Genomic DNA, 15,989 nt, shown 5'->3' with positions numbered 1-15,989 from the left:
AGGGTCGACCCGAACCGGATTACTACATCATTTGTAGTTATTGCACGTCAAGAGGCAATCCGCCCGAGATGCGGGCGCGGTGCAACTCGGCAGGCTTCAGCGCTGGATCAGGAGCGCGGCGGGCCTGGGCGACAGCAGGTGGTCCAGCACGAGGCACCCGGCACCGATGGCGGCGACGTCGTCGCCGATCGCGGACTCCGCGAAAACGATCTCATGCGGCATCACGAGCATGGGAGACGCGCGCACGAGCGGAGGGACGCACTCCAGAAGGAACTCGCTGATCGGCGTGAAGAACGGGCCGCCGAACACGACGTGGTCGACATCCAGGAGGTTCACGAGCGTGACGATCGACTGGGCGATGTCGGTGGCGACGGCATCGAAGATCGCCGCGGCGCGATCGTCGGTGGCGCGGGCATCCGCCAGGCGCAGGAACGCCTGCCTCACCTCGGCCGTCGTCATCGAGTCGGCGTCGCCCGTGAGCACTCCGAGACCGATGGCGTCGGCGACGAGGGATCGCGGCAGCACCGCGTTTCCAGCAAGCCATCGATGGTGCCCGGGGTCGCCGGGGACGCCGCCCACGACCATGTTCCCGACATCGCCGGCGTTGTTCGAGACGCCGCGCACGACCTCGCCGTGCACGGCGAGTCCGACGCCGCTTCCGGTTCCGTAGTAGAAGAACACCATGTCGCCGCGCTCGCCCGAGGCGTCCATCCAGAGCTCGCCGACGGCCGCCGCCGTCACATCCTTCTCCAGCAGCACGGGGAGTCCGAGCCGAAGAGCGAGCTCGTCGCGCACCGGCACGTTGCGCCACCCCGGCAGCAGCGGCGGATCCAGCACGACCCCTGCCTGCACGTCGACCGGACCGGGCGCGGCGATGCCCACGCCCATGATGCGCGTCGCATCCACTTCAGCCGACTCGACGAGCTCGGAGGCGACCCTGACGATGCGTCGCAGCGTCTTCGACGCCGTCGCGGAGGGCGGAGTCGGAATCGTGCGATGGTCGACGACGGAGCCGGCGAGATCGAGCAGCACGACCGTGATGACCGAGGGATCCAGGTGCACGCCGAGCGCGAGACGGCCGCGCGGTTCGAGGCGCAGGATGGTGCGCGGCTTGCCCACTCCTGAGCCGCGCGTGCCCGCCTCGAGCACCAGGCCGTCGTCGATGAGCCTGCGCACGATGTTGGTGACGGCCTGCGCCGACAGGCCCGTGCTGGCCGCCACCTCGACACGGCTGATGCCCTCCGCCCCCGAGCGGCGGACGGCATCCAGGATCACCGCCTGGTTGTATCCCCCGATGGCCGGGAGGTTGGAACCCGCCCGCATCTGGTCCTCGTTCTCGCCGCGTGAAGTCGAATGCGATCGGCGCCCGCCGCCCCGTCGCGTGCACCGAGACTACCGTCAGCCGCGGCGGGAGCCTCGACGACGAGCCAGTCGAGGTGGTCGCCGACGCGGCCACACGGCCCGACCTGCTGAGCGCCGCAGTCGGCGGCGAAGAGGACGCTGCGGGCAGACCGGTGGTCGGGTATCGTCTAACCGGAACATTTATCTTGATATCGAGATTGTTTTGACCGCTGTTCCCGCCGATTGGAGCGTGCTGACGCGATGACCAAGATCATCTACACCCACACCGACGAGGCACCGCTGCTGGCGACGTACTCGTTCCTCCCCATCGTGTCCGCGTTCGCCGAGAAGGCGGACGTGGAGTTCGAGACCCGGGACATCTCGGTCGCCGGGCGCATCCTTGCGCAGTTCGGCCTGGCCGACGACGCGCTGTCCGAGCTGGGCGAGCTGACGGCATCCGCAGACGCGAACATCGTCAAGCTGCCCAACATCTCCGCGTCGATCCCGCAGCTGAAGGCCGCCATCAAGGAGCTTCAGGAGAAGGGATACGACGTTCCCGACTACCCGGACTCGCCCGCCACCGACGAGGAGTCCGAGATCCGCGCGAAGTACTTCAAGGTGATCGGCTCGGTCGTGAACCCCGTTCTGCGCCAAGGCAACTCCGACCGCCGAGCGCCCCAGTCGGTCAAGGCCTACGCCAAGAAGCACCCGCACCGCAACAAGCCGTTCGGCGAGGGCTCCAAGACCGCTGTCGCCACCATGGGAGAGCACGATTTCAAGAGCAACGAGAAGTCCGTGACCATGGCCGCGGACGACACCCTGCGAATCGTGCTCGAGGCCGCCGACGGCGAGCAGACGGTGCTGATGGAGTCGCTCCCGGTCAAGGCCGGCGAGGTCATCGACGCCACCCACCTCTCCGCCGAGCACCTCGACGCCTTCCTCGCGAACGCGCTGAAGCGCGCAGAGGCCGAGGGTGTGCTGTTCTCCGTGCACCTCAAGGCGACCATGATGAAGGTCTCCGACCCGATCATCTTCGGCCACGTGGTGCGCGCGTACTTCAAGGATGTCTTCGACGAGTACGGCGAGGAGCTCGCCTCAGCGGGCCTCAAGGCGAATGACGGCCTCGGTGCCATCCTGGCCGGCCTCGACTCGCTGCCGAACGGCAAGCGGATCCGCGAGGCCATCGATCTCGCGCTGGCCGGCGGCCCGCGCCTGTCGTACGTCAACTCCGACAAGGGCATCACGAACCTTCACGTGCCCTCCGACGTGATCATCGACGCCTCGATGCCCGCGCTCATCCGCAACGGTGGCAAGCTGTGGGACGGCGAGGGCGAAGAGGACGACACGCTCGCCGTCATCCCCGACTCGTCGTACGCGGGCGTGTACGCCACGGTCATCGAGGACGTCAAGAAGAACGGCCCGCTCGACCCGGCCGTGATCGGATCCGTGTCCAACGTCGGCCTCATGGCGCAGGCCGCCGAGGAGTACGGGTCGCACAACAAGACCTTCGAGATCCCCACGGCGGGCACGGTCAAGGTGCTCGACACGGCGGGCAACGTCGTGCTGCAGCACGAGGTGGGTGCAGGCGACATCTGGCGCGCGTGCCAGACCAAGGATGTGCCGATCCGCGACTGGGTCAAGCTCGCCGTCGGCCGGGCGCGCGCCACAGGCGTTCCCGCCGTCTTCTGGCTGGACGAGACCCGCGCGCACGACGCACAGCTCATCGCGAAGGTGCGCGAGTACCTGAACGACACGGAGCTCGTCGGTGACACGAGCGGCCTCACGATCGAGATCCTGGCTCCCGAGCTGGCGACCGCCTACTCTCTGGAGCGCATGCGCAAGGGCGAGGACACCATCTCGGTCACGGGCAACGTGCTGCGCGACTACAACACCGACCTGTTCCCCATCCTTGAGTTGGGCACGTCGGCCAAGATGCTCTCGGTCGTGCCGCTCATCGCTGGCGGCGGACTGTTCGAGACCGGCGCCGGTGGCTCGGCGCCGAAGCACGTGCAGCAGCTGGTGGCCGAGAACTACCTGCGCTGGGACTCGCTCGGCGAGTTCTTCGCGCTCGTTCCGGCGTTCGAGAAGTACGCGGAGCAGGCGGGCACGCCGGCTGCGAAGGTGCTCGCCGACACGCTCGACCGGGCGACGGCGACGTTCCTCGACGAGGACCGCAGCCCCGGCCGCAAGCTCGGCACGATCGACAACCGCGGTTCGCACTTCTACCTGGCGCTGTACTGGGCGCAGGAGCTGGCGAAGCAGACGGATGACCCGCAGCTGGCCGCCACGTTCGCACCGCTCGCGGAGACCCTCGCGGCCGACGAGTCGGCCATCGTCGACGAGCTGCTGGCCGTGCAGGGCAGCCCTGCCGACATCGGCGGCTACTACCTGCCGGATGCCGACAAGGCGAGCGCCGTCATGCGGCCCTCCGCCACGTTCAACGAGGCGCTCGCGGCGTTCTGAGCCTCGCCGCCTCGGCCCCGCCCCGGGCGCTGCCCCGGGGCCGGGCCCCGGCCGCTGGGGCGCCGACGGGTCCGCATCCTGTCGACGGGTCCGCTTGTGTGTGCATGCAAGCGGACCCGTCGTCGTTTCGGGGACCGGTCGGCGCGCGGACCGGCGGGCGCGGGACCTGTCGGCGCAGACCCTACCGGCAGCGCGAAGCGCGCTCTCGGCGAACGCCGGGCGCGGGCATCCTGGTCGGGTGGACCGCCCGTCGCCCGCCGGATACGCTGAACGCATGGCTGAGCTGCGACTCGAGGAACTGTCCGCGTCGAACATCTCCGCGGCGAACGCGCTGACGTTGAAGCCCGGCCAGGAGCAGTTCATCACCCCCGTCTCATACTCGGCGGCGGCGGCCGTGAACGATCCCAACACCACGTGGCAGCGGGTCGTGGTGGATGGCGACGAGGTGGTCGGCTTCGTCATGGGCAGCTTCGACCCGGATGCCGACGACGAGTTCTGCTCCATCCTGTGGCGTATCAACGTGGACGCCGAGGACCAGGGCCGCGGCATCGGACGATTCGCTGTCGACGCGCTGGCCGACGAGGCTCGCCGCCGCGGTCAGAGCCGTCTCTACGTCATCTGGGAGCCGGGCGAGCTCGGTCCCGAGACGTTCTTCCTGCGTACCGGGTTCTCGCCGATCGGCGAGACCCAGTACGGCGAGGCCATCGGAGCGATGGATCTCTGATCGATCGTCTCTTCCGAGTCGGAATGACCTCGCACGCACATGCCGGCTTCGCCTGACCACCGAGGGAGGCCCGGTCCCACGGAGGGACTCGGTCCCGCCGAGGGATTCGGTCCCGCGGAGGGATTCGTCGAGGCTGTTCTCGAGGTGGTCGCCGACATCCCTCCCGGACGGGTCATGACGTACGGGCAGATCGCCGCCGTGCTCGGGTCACGCGGCGCGCGCGTGGTCGGCCAGGTGATGGCTCGATACGGCTCCGATGTGCCATGGTGGCGTGTCATCCGCGCCTCGGGGCAGCCTCCGCTCTGCCACGAGGGAAAGGCGCTGGAGCACTACCTCGACGAGGGCACGCCGTTGAAGGGCATGGATGCGGAGCGGGCTTCCCGCGAGGATGCCGTCGAGCGGTACCGCATCGACCTCGCCGCCGCGGCTTGGTCGCCGCGCTGACGCGACGCGCACGGCCCGGGCACGGCCGCGGAGACTGGACGAGCCGACGATACTGAACAGCGCCGGTCGCCCTGAACTGCGCCCCTCGCTCTGAGCAGCGCCCGTCGCCCTGAACAGGGGCCGTCGCCCTGAACTGGGCCGCCGCGTCAGTCGCGTCGAACGCGCTGCACGGCCTTCGCCACGGCGCCGCCTGCCACCAGGATGCCGGCCACCGCGACCGCGATCCACGCCGCTGCCGCGATCCACAGGAACCACGAGCCGACGGCCGTGACGACGGGAAGCCGGTCCGCCTGTCCGAGATCCATGCTCGCAACGGCATACATCCCGAGCGGGAACACCATCGCCCACAGGCCGGTCTCGTAGCGCAGCGGAACGCGCTGCTGCACATGCCGCCACCATCCCATCAGTACGAGGGCAGGCACCAGCCAGCTGGCGAACGCCCAGAACACGACGGACGATCCCGCGATCACCGGCCGGGTCGCGAGCACCATGGGCGTCTTGCTCATGTCGACGATGCGGGATGCCGCCAGCACGGTGATGGCCGACGCGCCCATCATGACCCAGTACGGCGCATCGAACTCGACGGCGGCGATGCCGCGCGTGAGCATCCTGATCACGACGGCGACCCCGATGATGCCGTACTGCGCGATGCCGATGCCCCAGGCCGAGATCGCCACGATCGCGAGCACGTCGGCGACACCGCCGCGCTCCCCCGCGAACCGAGGCTCGAGAACGGCGGCCAGCACGGCGATGGACTGGCTCGCCACAGCCCACACGAACCAGCCGCCGTTCAGCCCGGCGAGCGCCTCACCGGGCCCGGCATGCGACAGCACCGACCAGGGCACGGCATACCCCATGATGACCCACGCGAGGAATCCGACCACCAGCAGCACGAGCGCGAGCGCCGTGCTCACGCTCGCGAACCTCGTACCCAGCACCTGGACGGCGGCGACGAACGTGAAGAAGCCGAATGCGGTCGCCGGATGCCTTGTCTCGGCCGCGAACGACTCGCGGTGCGCCGCCGCCCGCCATGTCGTCATCACGATCAACGTCACGAAGCAGATGACCGCCACGACCAGCATCACGACCGAGGCGATCGCCAGGCCCTCCAGCGCCAGGCCGACGGAGAGGATGCCCGTGGCCATCACGATGGCGAAGGACGAGCCGGGCAGCCGCTCGACGCTGCCACAGAGCAGGGCCCGGACTCCGCCCCCGGACCGGGGTTCCGCGGCGGCGCTCACACTCGCCAGCGTATCGCTGCGCCTCGGCACCCCTCCGCCACGGCACCCCTCCGCCTCGGCACCCCCCGCGGGCGCTGCGGCGGGTACACCGGAGGCTTGGCGATTCGCCGCACGGAAAGCGCGCTTTCCGTACGGCGAATCGTTGAAAGTGCGGTCTGGCGTGAAACGACCAGCGGCCTCGGACACTGCCCTACACCAGCGAGTCCCTCCAGGCGGCGTGCAGCTGCGCGAAGCGACCGGTGCCGGCGATCAGGTCCGCGGGCGAGCCATCCTCGACGACCCGGCCGTGCTCCATGACGAGCACCCGGTCCGCGATCGCGACCGTGGAGAGCCGGTGCGCGATGATGAGCGCCGTGCGGTCCTTCAGCAGCGTGAGCAGCGCATCCTGCACGAGGCGCTCGCTCGGGATGTCGAGCGAGCTCGTCGCCTCGTCGAGGATGAGCACCGCCGGGTTCGCGAGGAAGGCCCGCGCGAACGAGATCAGCTGCCGTTGTCCGGCCGAGACGCGGCCGCCGCGCTTGTTCACGTCGGTGTCGTACCCGTCGGGCAGGCCCTCGATGAACTCGGCAGCGCCCACAGCAGCGGCCGCAGCGCGGATCTCATCGGCCGTCGCATCCGGTTTGCCGAGCGCGATGTTGTCGGCCACAGTTCCGGAGAACAGGTACGCCTCCTGCGTGACCATCACGATCGCGCGCCGCAGATCCTTCGGATGCAGGTCGCGCAGGTCCACGCCGTCCAGCGTGATCGAGCCTTCCGTCGGGTCGTAGAACCGAGCGATGAGCTTCGCCAGCGTCGACTTGCCAGCACCCGTCGAACCGACGAGCGCGATCGTCTGCCCAGCAGGCACATCGAGCGTGAACTCGGGCAGGATCACCCTGTCTTTCTTGTACGCGAACGTCACGTCGTCGAACTTCACGTGACCGGATGCCTGCCACAGGTCGACAGGGCGCGCCGGGTCTGGCACGCTCGGCTCCTCCTCCAGCACACCCGAGATCTTCTCGAGAGCGGCGGCAGCCGACTGGTAGGAGTTGTAGAACATCGCCATCTCCTCCATCGGGTCGAAGAACCGGCGCGTGTACAGCAGCACGGCCAGCAGCACGCCGATGGGGAGCGCACCCATCGCCACCCGGAATCCGCCGACGAGCAGCACGATCGCCACCGTCACGTTGCCGATCAGCACCAGGCCCGGGTCGAAGATGCCGAAGAGCTGGATCGTCTTCGCGTTGACATCCCGGTAGTCCTCGACCAGGTCGCCGAACTCCTTCTCGTTGCGCTTCTCCTTGCGGAACGCCTTGACGGCGCGGATGCCCGTCATGGTCTCCACGAAGTGCACGATGAGCTTGGCCGACGACACGCGCGACTGCCGGAACAGCACCTGCGACCGCTTCTGGAACCACCTGGTGAGGAAGTAAAGCGGCACGAGCGAGCAGAACAGGATGACGCCGGACACCCAGTCGTTCACGAACATGAACACCGCGATGAAACCGGAGTACAGCACGCCCTGCACGAGCTGGTTGATGCCGGAGTCCAGCAGCTCCCGGATGGAGTCGAGGTCGCTGGTCTGGCGCGAGATGATGCGGCCAGACGTGTAGGACTCGTGGAACTCGAGGCTCAGCCTCTGGGTGTGCAGGAACACGCGCTTGCGCAGATCGAGCAGGATCTCCTGGCTGATGCGCGCCGACATCACGGTGTACCACGACACGGTCGCGGCGCCGATCACGCCGGTGACCAGGTAGGCGGCGCCGGTGAGCGCGATCGGCCACCAGTCCTGCGACTTCAGCGCCGAGATCCCCTGGTCGATGCCGATGCCGATCAGCGTCGGCCCGATCACCTGCGCCAGTGTCGAGACGACGATGACGAACAGCGCGAACACCACCTTGCCGCGCAACGGCCGCAGCAGCGACCCGAGCAGCCGCCGTGAACGGCGTCGCACCTGGAGCGACTCCTCCTTGGTGAGGTCGTCGCGCTCCTCGCCCTCGACACCGAGAACGGTTGCCGTGCTCACAGGTTCACCTCCTCGAGCTCTTCCTGTTCCTGTTCGTCCTCGAGACTCGAGATGACGAATCGGTAGTGGTCGTTGGTCGCCAGCAGCTCGCTGTGCGTTCCGACGGCCGTGATCCTGCCGCCCTCGAGCAGCGCCACCCGGTCGGCGAGCATGACGGTCGACGGCCGGTGGGCGACGATCAGGGCGGTCGTGGAGGCGAGCACGCGCCTCAGCGCCGCCTCGACGAGCGCCTCGGTGTCGACATCCAGCGCCGACAACGGGTCGTCGAGAACGAGCACCTCGGGGTTCGCCGCGACGGCCCTTGCCAGCGCCAGGCGCTGCCGCTGCCCGCCGGAAAGGCTGAGCCCCTCCTCGCCCACCTTGGTGTCGACTCCGTCAGGCAGGTCGTACGCGAAGCCCGCCTGGGCGACCTCGAGCGCCTCGGTGAGCACGGCATCCGCCTTCGCGGCGGTCTCCGGGTCGTCGCCTGCGAGTTCGGCGCGGCCGAGCAGCACGTTGTCGCGCACGGAGGCCGAGAACAGCGTCGCATCCTCGAACGCCATGGCGACATGGGTGCGCAGCTCGTTCCTGGTCAGCCTGCGGATATCGACGCCGTCGAGCGTGATCGACCCGCCCGTGACGTCGTACAGCCTCGTGGTGAGGGCGGTGAGCGTGGACTTGCCGCTTCCGGTGAGGCCGACGAGCGCCATGGTCTCCCCCGGCTCCAGCTCGAGGTCGATGCCGTCGAGCAGGTCGGGGTACCCCTCCGGCGTGTCGGGGTACCTGAAGTGGGTGCCCTCGAACTTCAGCCGGCCCTTCGGATGCGTCACGGTCTGCGGATGCTCCGGGTCGTCGATCGTGTTCGGCGTGTTCATCACGTCGAAGAAGCGGTCGGCTGCCGTGCGGGTGTCGAACGTCATCGACAGCAGGAACCCGATGGACTCGATCGGGAACCTCAGCACCGTGGCCGTGGCGAAGAAGGCAAGCAGCTGGCCGGCGCTGAGCGAGTTGGTCGAGACGAGCCACACGCCGACGACGAGGCAGATCGCGAACGCGACATCCGGAACGAGCAGCAGCCAGAGCCAGATGCCCGCTACGGCCTTCGCCTTCGCGATCTCGGTTCCGCGCAGGTCTTCCGCCTGCTTCTCGAAGTTGCGCAGCGCGTGCCTGCCCCGGCCGAACGCCTTGAGCACGCGGATGCCATGCACCGACTCCTCGACGGTCGTCGCGAGGTCGCCTGCCTGGTCCTGGCTGCGGCGCGCGATGACGGAGTACCGGTTCTCGAACACATAGCCGTAGATCCACAGCGGGATGGAGCAGACCATGAAGATCACCGCGAGCAGCCAGTTCCAGGTGATCAGCACGATGAAGCCGATCACGATGGTGAGGATGTTCACGAACAGCAGCACGAACCCGAAGCTCAGCCAGCGGCGGATCAGGTTGAGGTCGCTGACGGCACGGCTCAGCAGCTGTCCGGACGGCCAGCCGTCGTGGAAGCTCACCGGCAGGTCCTGCAGCTTGGCGTAGAACGCGTTGCGCAGGTCGGCCTCCACCTTCGTGCCTGGGGTGAGCACGAACCAGCGGCGCAACGAGATGAGCACCGCCTCCGCCACGCCGAGCAGCAGCACGAGCAGGGCGGAAGGCACCACGCGCGAGGGGTCGCCGTTCTTCATCGGGCCGTCCACCAGCGCCTGCAGCACGATGGGAATGAGCAGCGCGACGATGGATGCGCCGATCGCCGCGACCATGCCGAGGTAGATGCGCGGCATGGCCGGCTTCGCGTACGGGTAGATGCGCGCGAGCGAGCGGAACGTGCTCAGCCGCTTGCCGTCGGCATCCGTGTGCTCTGGAGGGCGGAGTCGTGGTCTCTGGTTCTGTGCCTCAGAGGCAGACATGGGTCACCGTTTCGTGTGGAAGGCGGGGTGTTCTGTTGCGGATGGCGGAGCATCCGTCTGGGCGAAGCCGAATCGGTCGAGTCGATTCTGCTGCCGGGGAGCGACACTTCTGATCCGTGGACGACACGAGATCGATCGCCGCGAAGTGGTCCGAGCGGGGACGGGCGGTCGGCTGCCGACGAGTCGGCGCTGCCCCGTGCGGGTCGGACGTTCGCGTTGCGGGCACAGTGCCCGGGCCGGAACGGCGGGGAGGCGTGCGGCGGGTGCGAGCCCGGCGCTATGCTCCCAGCCCGGCCGTGTCCGCAGAGGCAGACGGCACGAGGACCGCGACGCCGGCGCGAACCCGCGGCGTATTCTCGGTCTTCGTCATCATGGCGTCCTCCTTGCGGTGTCGGGCAGCTCGCATGTGGAGCGGCCCGAGTCTCGACCAGTCTTCCGGATGCCGCACCAGGGCACGAACCTTCCCGTGCGTGACGAGCAGGACCCGGCGAGAACGCCGGGAGGGCCCGATGAGCGACAGCAGATCAGGCTATACCGGCTTCAGCGGCCGGCGCAACGTCGAGTTCGGAATGCCTGAGAACGACGTACGACGTGGAACGGACGGCAGCCGTGCCGCCGTCCGACGCGCTCAGGCCAGCACGGGCACGGCGTCCAGGCGCTCCATCGCTAGCGCTTCGGCCGCCGCGAGCGTCGTGACATCCCGCTCGCGCGCATCCGCGAAGATCCGCTCCACCGTGTCGCCGATCTGCTCGACGCGTTCCCTCGTGGCCTCCGCCGAGGCGCCAGGACGGGTGAGGGTGTCGAGGAAGATGACCCCGCCCGCGTTGACCACGAAGTCCGGAGCCCACGCGATGTCCCTCTCGCGCAGCAGCTCGGCGATGCCGCGCTCGGCCAGCTGGTTGTTCGCCGGGCCGCACACGGCACGCACCTGCAGCTCGTCCACGACCTCCCTGGTGAGGATGCCGCCGACTCCCGCGGGCACGAACACGTCACCGGGCACGCGTGTCGCCTCGTCGGGCTCGGTCCACTGCGCGCCGAGGCGAGCAGCCAGTTCGCGCTTGAGCGGGTTCACATCGGTCACCGTGAGGACGGCCCCGTCGCCGGCCAGCCGCGTCGCGAGCAGTGCCCCGACGTGGCCGAGCCCGAGCACCGTGAACCGGCGTCGGGCGACGGTGCGATCCCCGAACACGGCGTCGAGAGTGGCGAGGATGCCCGCGTACACGCCCTGCGCCGTCGCTTCGCTCGGCTCGCCGACGCCGCCCTTGTCGGAGGGCAGCCCGCACACGTCGGTGGTCCGCTCCGCGACGACCGCCATGTCCTCCGCGCTCGTGCCGACATCCTCGGCCGTCATGTACGCGCCGTCGAGCGACGCGATCGCGTCGCCGAGATCGAGCATGACTGCGCGGCGCCGCTCGGCATCCAGCTGAACGCCACGAGGAACGTGGATGACGGTCTTACCGCCGCCCCGAGCGAGCCCGGCTGCGGCGTTCTTGTACGTCATCCCCTCGGCCAGGCGCAGCGAGTCGTGCACGGCCTCGACCCAGTTGTCGTACGACCACAGCCTGCATCCGCCCAATGCCTGGCCGAGTCGCGTCGAGTGCACGGCCACGCTGATCGTCAGCCCGCTGCGCGGTCCCTTCACGATCAGGAGCTTCTCGTGCGGAAGTTCGGTTCCGAACGCTTCGGTGAGTTCGGGCATGGCGGACATCGGCGTCTCCTTCGTGCAGGCCGCGACAACGGGGTGGTGTGCCACAAGCATTCGTCCCGCCTCATGAGCGGGACGTACACCACCATCTTGCCATCTGGACCGGGCGCCGGACACTCCGTGCCGTGCGTACCTGCGCGGTTGCACCAGGACGTCGCGATCGGTCGTCGCGCATCCATCCGCGATTGCGCCAGATTGTCGCAATTGCGCCAGAAGACGTGGCGCATTACCGGAGAAGTGGCGCAATCGGACAGGCCTCGAACCGCCAGGTGGCGCAATCGGCGAGGCCACGCCACATGCTGCGGGTGGCGCAGTCAGGCGCGGCGCAACAGCACCTGCACGGTCACGGGCAGGTCGGGCGCGCTCCCTCGATCAGCGGATGCCTCAGCCGACGAGGATGCTCAGGCAGGTCACGCAGCCCTCGAGCTTCTCGAACTCCGAGATGTCCACCGTGACGACGCGGTAGCCCAGGTCGGCGAGAAGCTCGGCGGTCTTCGGCGCCGAGGCCGCCATCAGAACGGCATCCGCCGCCAGAACCACGACGGCCGAGCCGCTCGGCTCCGGAACCGCCAGGAATCTGTCGAAGACGCTGGTGTCGACGTGCCGGGCGTCGCCCATGACCGTGCCGTCGGGCAGAGCCGTGACTGCCGACTTGAGGTGCAGCGCTCCCTTCACCGGCACGGCGACGACCGAGTAGCCCTGCTCGGCGGCGATGACGCGCAACTGACGGATGCCGTCCGCATTCGTGCGCTCGCTGCGCCCGACGTAGAGGGTGCTGCCCACGCGCAGCACGTCACCGCCGTCGAGCGTGCCCGGCTCCTCGATGCGGTCGATGCGCAGGCCCAGATCGGAGAGCACCGCCTCGGTGCCCGGCGCCTCGCCTCTGCGCTGCTCGGCTCCGGAGCGCGCGATCACCGCGCGGTCGCCGACGACCACGGCCGTGTCCTCCACGAAGACCGAGTCGGCGAAGGTTTCGGCCGATGCCACCTCGACGGTCTCCCACCCGTTGTCAGCGAGCGCGGCCACATAGGCATCCCACTGCTCATCGGCCTTGGCCGAATCGACGGCCACGCGTTCGATGTTCGTGACGATGCCGTCGGCCAGGTTCGTGGCCGGGATGCGCACGAGCGCCACCTTGCGTCCGCGCACTGCCGCCGTGTCGTAGTGCGCGATGACGCGGTAGAGCCAGCGCCCGAAGGTGGGCGTCACGGCGGTGACGAGCGCGATGAAGAGCAGATTGCGCTCACCCGTGATCGTCCACAGCACGCCGATCTCGGGCTTCTGGCCGTTGGTGGCCAGGTAGATCATGGTGTCGAGCGCCGTGGCGATGATGCCGACGACGAGTCCCGTGATGAGCGCGCCCCACCACGTGGCGAAGACGTCGAAGAACGCGGCGATCGCCAGCAGCACGAAGGCGAACACCGACGCGAGCGTGAAGAATCCGCTCAGCGAGACGACTGCCGACCAGCCGGCGCCCTGCAGGAGGAAGGCCTCGTTGCTGAACACGACGGTGCCGATGTGCACCAGAAGTGCGACGAGGAAGCCGGTGAGAACGGATGCCACGATCTTGCGGCTCCAGGGGACAGTCATGGGTATGACCCTAGTGGAGCCGAGGTTATGGGCTTGCTGTGCGCTGGGCAGATGGGCTGGGCGCGCTCGGTGCGCGCGTTGCGCTCACAGATCGCGCATCCTGACCGCTGCCAGGCGAGCCGCCGGATCGACGAGCACGTCGACGTTGTCGGTGCGCTGCTCGATGGACCCCCGGCCGGCGGTCAGCCTGCGCACGTCGGGATCCGTGACGGCGCCCAGCAGCTCTGCGGCGATCGACCGATCCGGATGCAGGTAAGGGCGATCCCAGAACGGCACGGTGGTCGCCCGCGCGACGCTGCTGAGCCCGAGAGCGTTCTGCCGGGTCAGAAGCGTCTGCAGGGCCGCTGCGATGGCGTCCTGTCGCTCTTCCATCGTCCGTGCGGTGAGGATGACGTCGACCGCAGGCCCGACGGTGCCGGCCAACGGGAGCCGGCTGAAGAGCGAGCCGTACCACTTCGCGTAGGGCGGCCAGCGTTGCTCGAGCAGGAACGTCAGATGCATGACCGCGTGGGCCAGGCGGGCCGCGATGATGCGAGATCCGGTGTCGTCGCCGACATCCGCGGCGCGGCCCATGAGCGGGAGCTCCTGGGCGATGCGGAGCCAGTCGCACGCGAGCACGTACAGCCAGAGGTCGCGCGGGTACCACGTGAGCGCTCGTCGAGCGGCCTCGAGCCCAACTTCACGATCGACGAAGACCGCGCCGGACGTCACCTCGAGTACCGACTGACCCGAGAGCGAGAGCCACTCCTCTGTTCCGATTCCGTTCCGCGGGTCGAAGCCCAGTCGCGATGACAGGAAGTGCGAGATCGAGTCGACGTCGATGTGATGGCGCGCCGCCGTCTCGCCGGTGAACGCGAACCGGGTGGGCAGGCCTCGGAAGCTGTCGGGGAGCATCCGATCGAGCCCAGCGCTCACGGCTGCGATCGAGTCGGGCTCCGTGGCGTCGTCAGTGAGGAGGACGGTCAGCCGCAGTCCCCAGTCGTGGTCTCTCGAGGTAGCGTCGTCGAGGCCGAGAACGTCGGATCCCGTCCCGAGACGTCCCGCGGAGTATGTGAGGCCGGGGAAGCGATCGGCGAGGATCGGCTCGACCACGTCGTCGAAGTACGCGCGGGCGAGGGCGATGCCCGTCGCTGCGTCATCCATGAGCGGTCTCCCCTTTCAGTGATGCCTGCGCTTCAGCGGCGCCTGCGCCTTTCGGGCTGCCCGTGCCCTTTCACATGGTGTCCAAGCCGTGAGTGCCGGCCCGAACGCCCGCATTCGAGACCGGCTCGCCCGGATGGCCAGCCTCAGTCGGATTCCGCGGCGGCAACGGCATCCTCCTCGCGTGCGGCTCTGAATGCACGCAGGCCGAGGAGCACCAGGATGATGGGTGCGGCCGACGTGCATGCGACCACGAGGAACGCCGTGTGCGGTCCGGCCGCGTCGTTGATGAGGCCTCCGGCGAACGAGCCGAGCGACATGCCGCAGATCACGAGCGTGTTGAGCCACGCGAGCGCCTCCGTGATGATCGCCGGCGCGACGATCTCGTGCGCGATGTGGTTGACGGCGATCATGAGCGGGGCGATGGTGGCGCCGGCGAGGAAACCGAGCGGGTAGAACCACCAGATGCCGGGTGCCAGCGCCAGCGACGACCACGTGACGAACAGCGCAAGGGCCGTGCCCACCAGCATCTGACGGGAACGCAGCCTCGTGGACAGGGCGCCGAACAGGAATCCGCCTGACGCGCTGCCGATGGAGTACGCGGTGAGGACCGTTCCGGCGAGCTCGGGCACGCCGTTCGCGGTCGCCATCGAGACGATCGACAGGTCGTTGATGCCGAAGCCGATGCCGGTGGCGAAACTGGCGATCAGCAGCACGAGGAACGGAGCGGAACGCAGGAGCTGGGCCGGCCGGTGGACGTGCCCGGTGTTCACGACCGGTCGCGCATCCGGCATCACCCGGAGGAAGAGGGCGCCCAGCGGGCCGACGATGCCGGAGAGGATGAGGCCGCCGGCGGGCGTCACACCCGCGGCGAGGAACGCGGCGACGGCCGGTCCGAAGACCCAGACGATCTCATCCGCCACCGCTTCGATGGCGTATGCGGTTCGCAGCAGGAACGCATCCTCCACGATGGTCGACCAGCGGGCGCGCATGAATGCTCCGACCGGCGCGACCGTCACGCCGCAGAACACCGACATGACGACCAGGCCGATGGTCGAGCCCAGGTCGCCGCAGATGATGGCGCCCGCGATGGCCAGCGGATGCGTGATCGAGGATGCCAGCAGCAGCTGCCGCTGTCCGCGGCGGTCGGCGACGCGGCCGGCGAGCGGTCCGATGAGACCCATGGAGGCGATCGCGAGCCCAGAGGTGAGACCGCCGAGCGCGTACGACCCCGTGCTGGCGTGCGAGAAGAACAGGAATCCGAACCCCAGCACGGCGATCGGTGTACGCGCGAGCAGTCCCGCCGTCACCATGAGAGCTCTGGACGGCGCAGACAGCAGTCTGCCGTAGGCGCGGAACCCGAGGTTGCTCACGCTGCGATCCGCGCGTTCAGCATGCTGTCGATCACCGTTCGTCCCGCCCCTCAACCTCGACTCTCCACGGTATCGCGAGCGGTGAGGGC

Annotated in this window: 11 protein-coding genes; 3 read left to right on the top strand and 8 right to left on the bottom strand. The window is 68.7% G+C overall.

Annotated features, from left to right (window positions below; all coding sequences use genetic code 11):
• Positions 1 to 96: 96 nt before the first annotated feature.
• The gene (locus VHB92_RS01190) at positions 97 to 1,323 is read right to left on the bottom strand and encodes an ROK family transcriptional regulator (RefSeq protein ID WP_325450545.1); all 1,227 of its coding nucleotides are present in this window, start codon (positions 1,321 to 1,323) and stop codon (positions 97 to 99) included.
• 279 nt (positions 1,324 to 1,602) lie between these two features.
• On the opposite strand from VHB92_RS01190, the gene VHB92_RS01185 reads away from it, so the two are divergent.
• From VHB92_RS01185 to VHB92_RS01175, 3 genes are all read left to right on the top strand, one after another.
• Positions 1,603 to 3,804, top strand: coding sequence for an NADP-dependent isocitrate dehydrogenase (locus VHB92_RS01185; protein WP_325450543.1), 2,202 nt, complete (start codon positions 1,603 to 1,605; stop codon positions 3,802 to 3,804).
• Positions 3,805 to 4,078: 274 nt separating this feature from the next.
• Positions 4,079 to 4,528, top strand: coding sequence for a GNAT family N-acetyltransferase (locus VHB92_RS01180; protein WP_325450541.1), 450 nt, complete (start codon positions 4,079 to 4,081; stop codon positions 4,526 to 4,528).
• A 39-nt stretch (positions 4,529 to 4,567) separates the two neighbouring features.
• Positions 4,568 to 4,972 (top strand): MGMT family protein, encoded by a 405-nt coding sequence (locus VHB92_RS01175; RefSeq protein ID WP_325450539.1) that lies wholly within the window; start codon positions 4,568 to 4,570, stop codon positions 4,970 to 4,972.
• Positions 4,973 to 5,118: 146 nt separating this feature from the next.
• Here VHB92_RS01175 and VHB92_RS01170 read toward each other — a convergent pair whose 3' ends face one another.
• The 7 genes from VHB92_RS01170 to VHB92_RS01140 all read right to left on the bottom strand — a co-directional run bounded on the left by VHB92_RS01170 (position 5,119) and on the right by VHB92_RS01140 (position 15,900).
• Positions 5,119 to 6,213, bottom strand: coding sequence for a tellurite resistance/C4-dicarboxylate transporter family protein (locus VHB92_RS01170; RefSeq protein ID WP_325450537.1), 1,095 nt, complete (start codon positions 6,211 to 6,213; stop codon positions 5,119 to 5,121).
• A 190-nt stretch (positions 6,214 to 6,403) separates the two neighbouring features.
• Positions 6,404 to 8,218, bottom strand: coding sequence for an ABC transporter ATP-binding protein (locus VHB92_RS01165; protein ID WP_325450535.1), 1,815 nt, complete (start codon positions 8,216 to 8,218; stop codon positions 6,404 to 6,406).
• Positions 8,215 to 10,092 (bottom strand): ABC transporter ATP-binding protein, encoded by a 1,878-nt coding sequence (locus tag VHB92_RS01160; protein WP_414653046.1) that lies wholly within the window; start codon positions 10,090 to 10,092, stop codon positions 8,215 to 8,217. The genes VHB92_RS01165 and VHB92_RS01160 overlap by 4 nt, the downstream gene beginning before the upstream one ends.
• Positions 10,093 to 10,720: 628 nt before the next feature.
• On the bottom strand, positions 10,721 to 11,800 hold the full coding sequence (locus VHB92_RS01155) for a Glu/Leu/Phe/Val dehydrogenase family protein (RefSeq protein ID WP_325450534.1): 1,080 nt from the start codon (positions 11,798 to 11,800) through the stop codon (positions 10,721 to 10,723).
• Positions 11,801 to 12,181: 381 nt separating this feature from the next.
• Entirely contained in the window at positions 12,182 to 13,387 is a 1,206-nt protein-coding gene (gene ddaH / locus VHB92_RS01150; RefSeq protein WP_325450533.1) for a dimethylargininase, read from the bottom strand.
• 84 nt (positions 13,388 to 13,471) lie between these two features.
• Positions 13,472 to 14,530, bottom strand: coding sequence for a DUF4037 domain-containing protein (locus VHB92_RS01145; protein ID WP_325450531.1), 1,059 nt, complete (start codon positions 14,528 to 14,530; stop codon positions 13,472 to 13,474).
• A gap of 143 nt (positions 14,531 to 14,673) precedes the next feature.
• Complete coding sequence (locus VHB92_RS01140) at positions 14,674 to 15,900, bottom strand: MFS transporter (RefSeq protein ID WP_325450529.1); 1,227 nt, start codon at positions 15,898 to 15,900, stop codon at positions 14,674 to 14,676.
• Positions 15,901 to 15,989 lie beyond the last annotated feature (89 nt).

Source organism: Humibacter sp. (assembly GCF_035547335.1).
In the GTDB taxonomy this organism is placed as follows: domain Bacteria; phylum Actinomycetota; class Actinomycetes; order Actinomycetales; family Microbacteriaceae; genus Humibacter.
The sequence above is the reverse complement of the archived record's forward strand: the minus strand, read 5'-3'. Positions and strand labels throughout refer to the sequence as shown.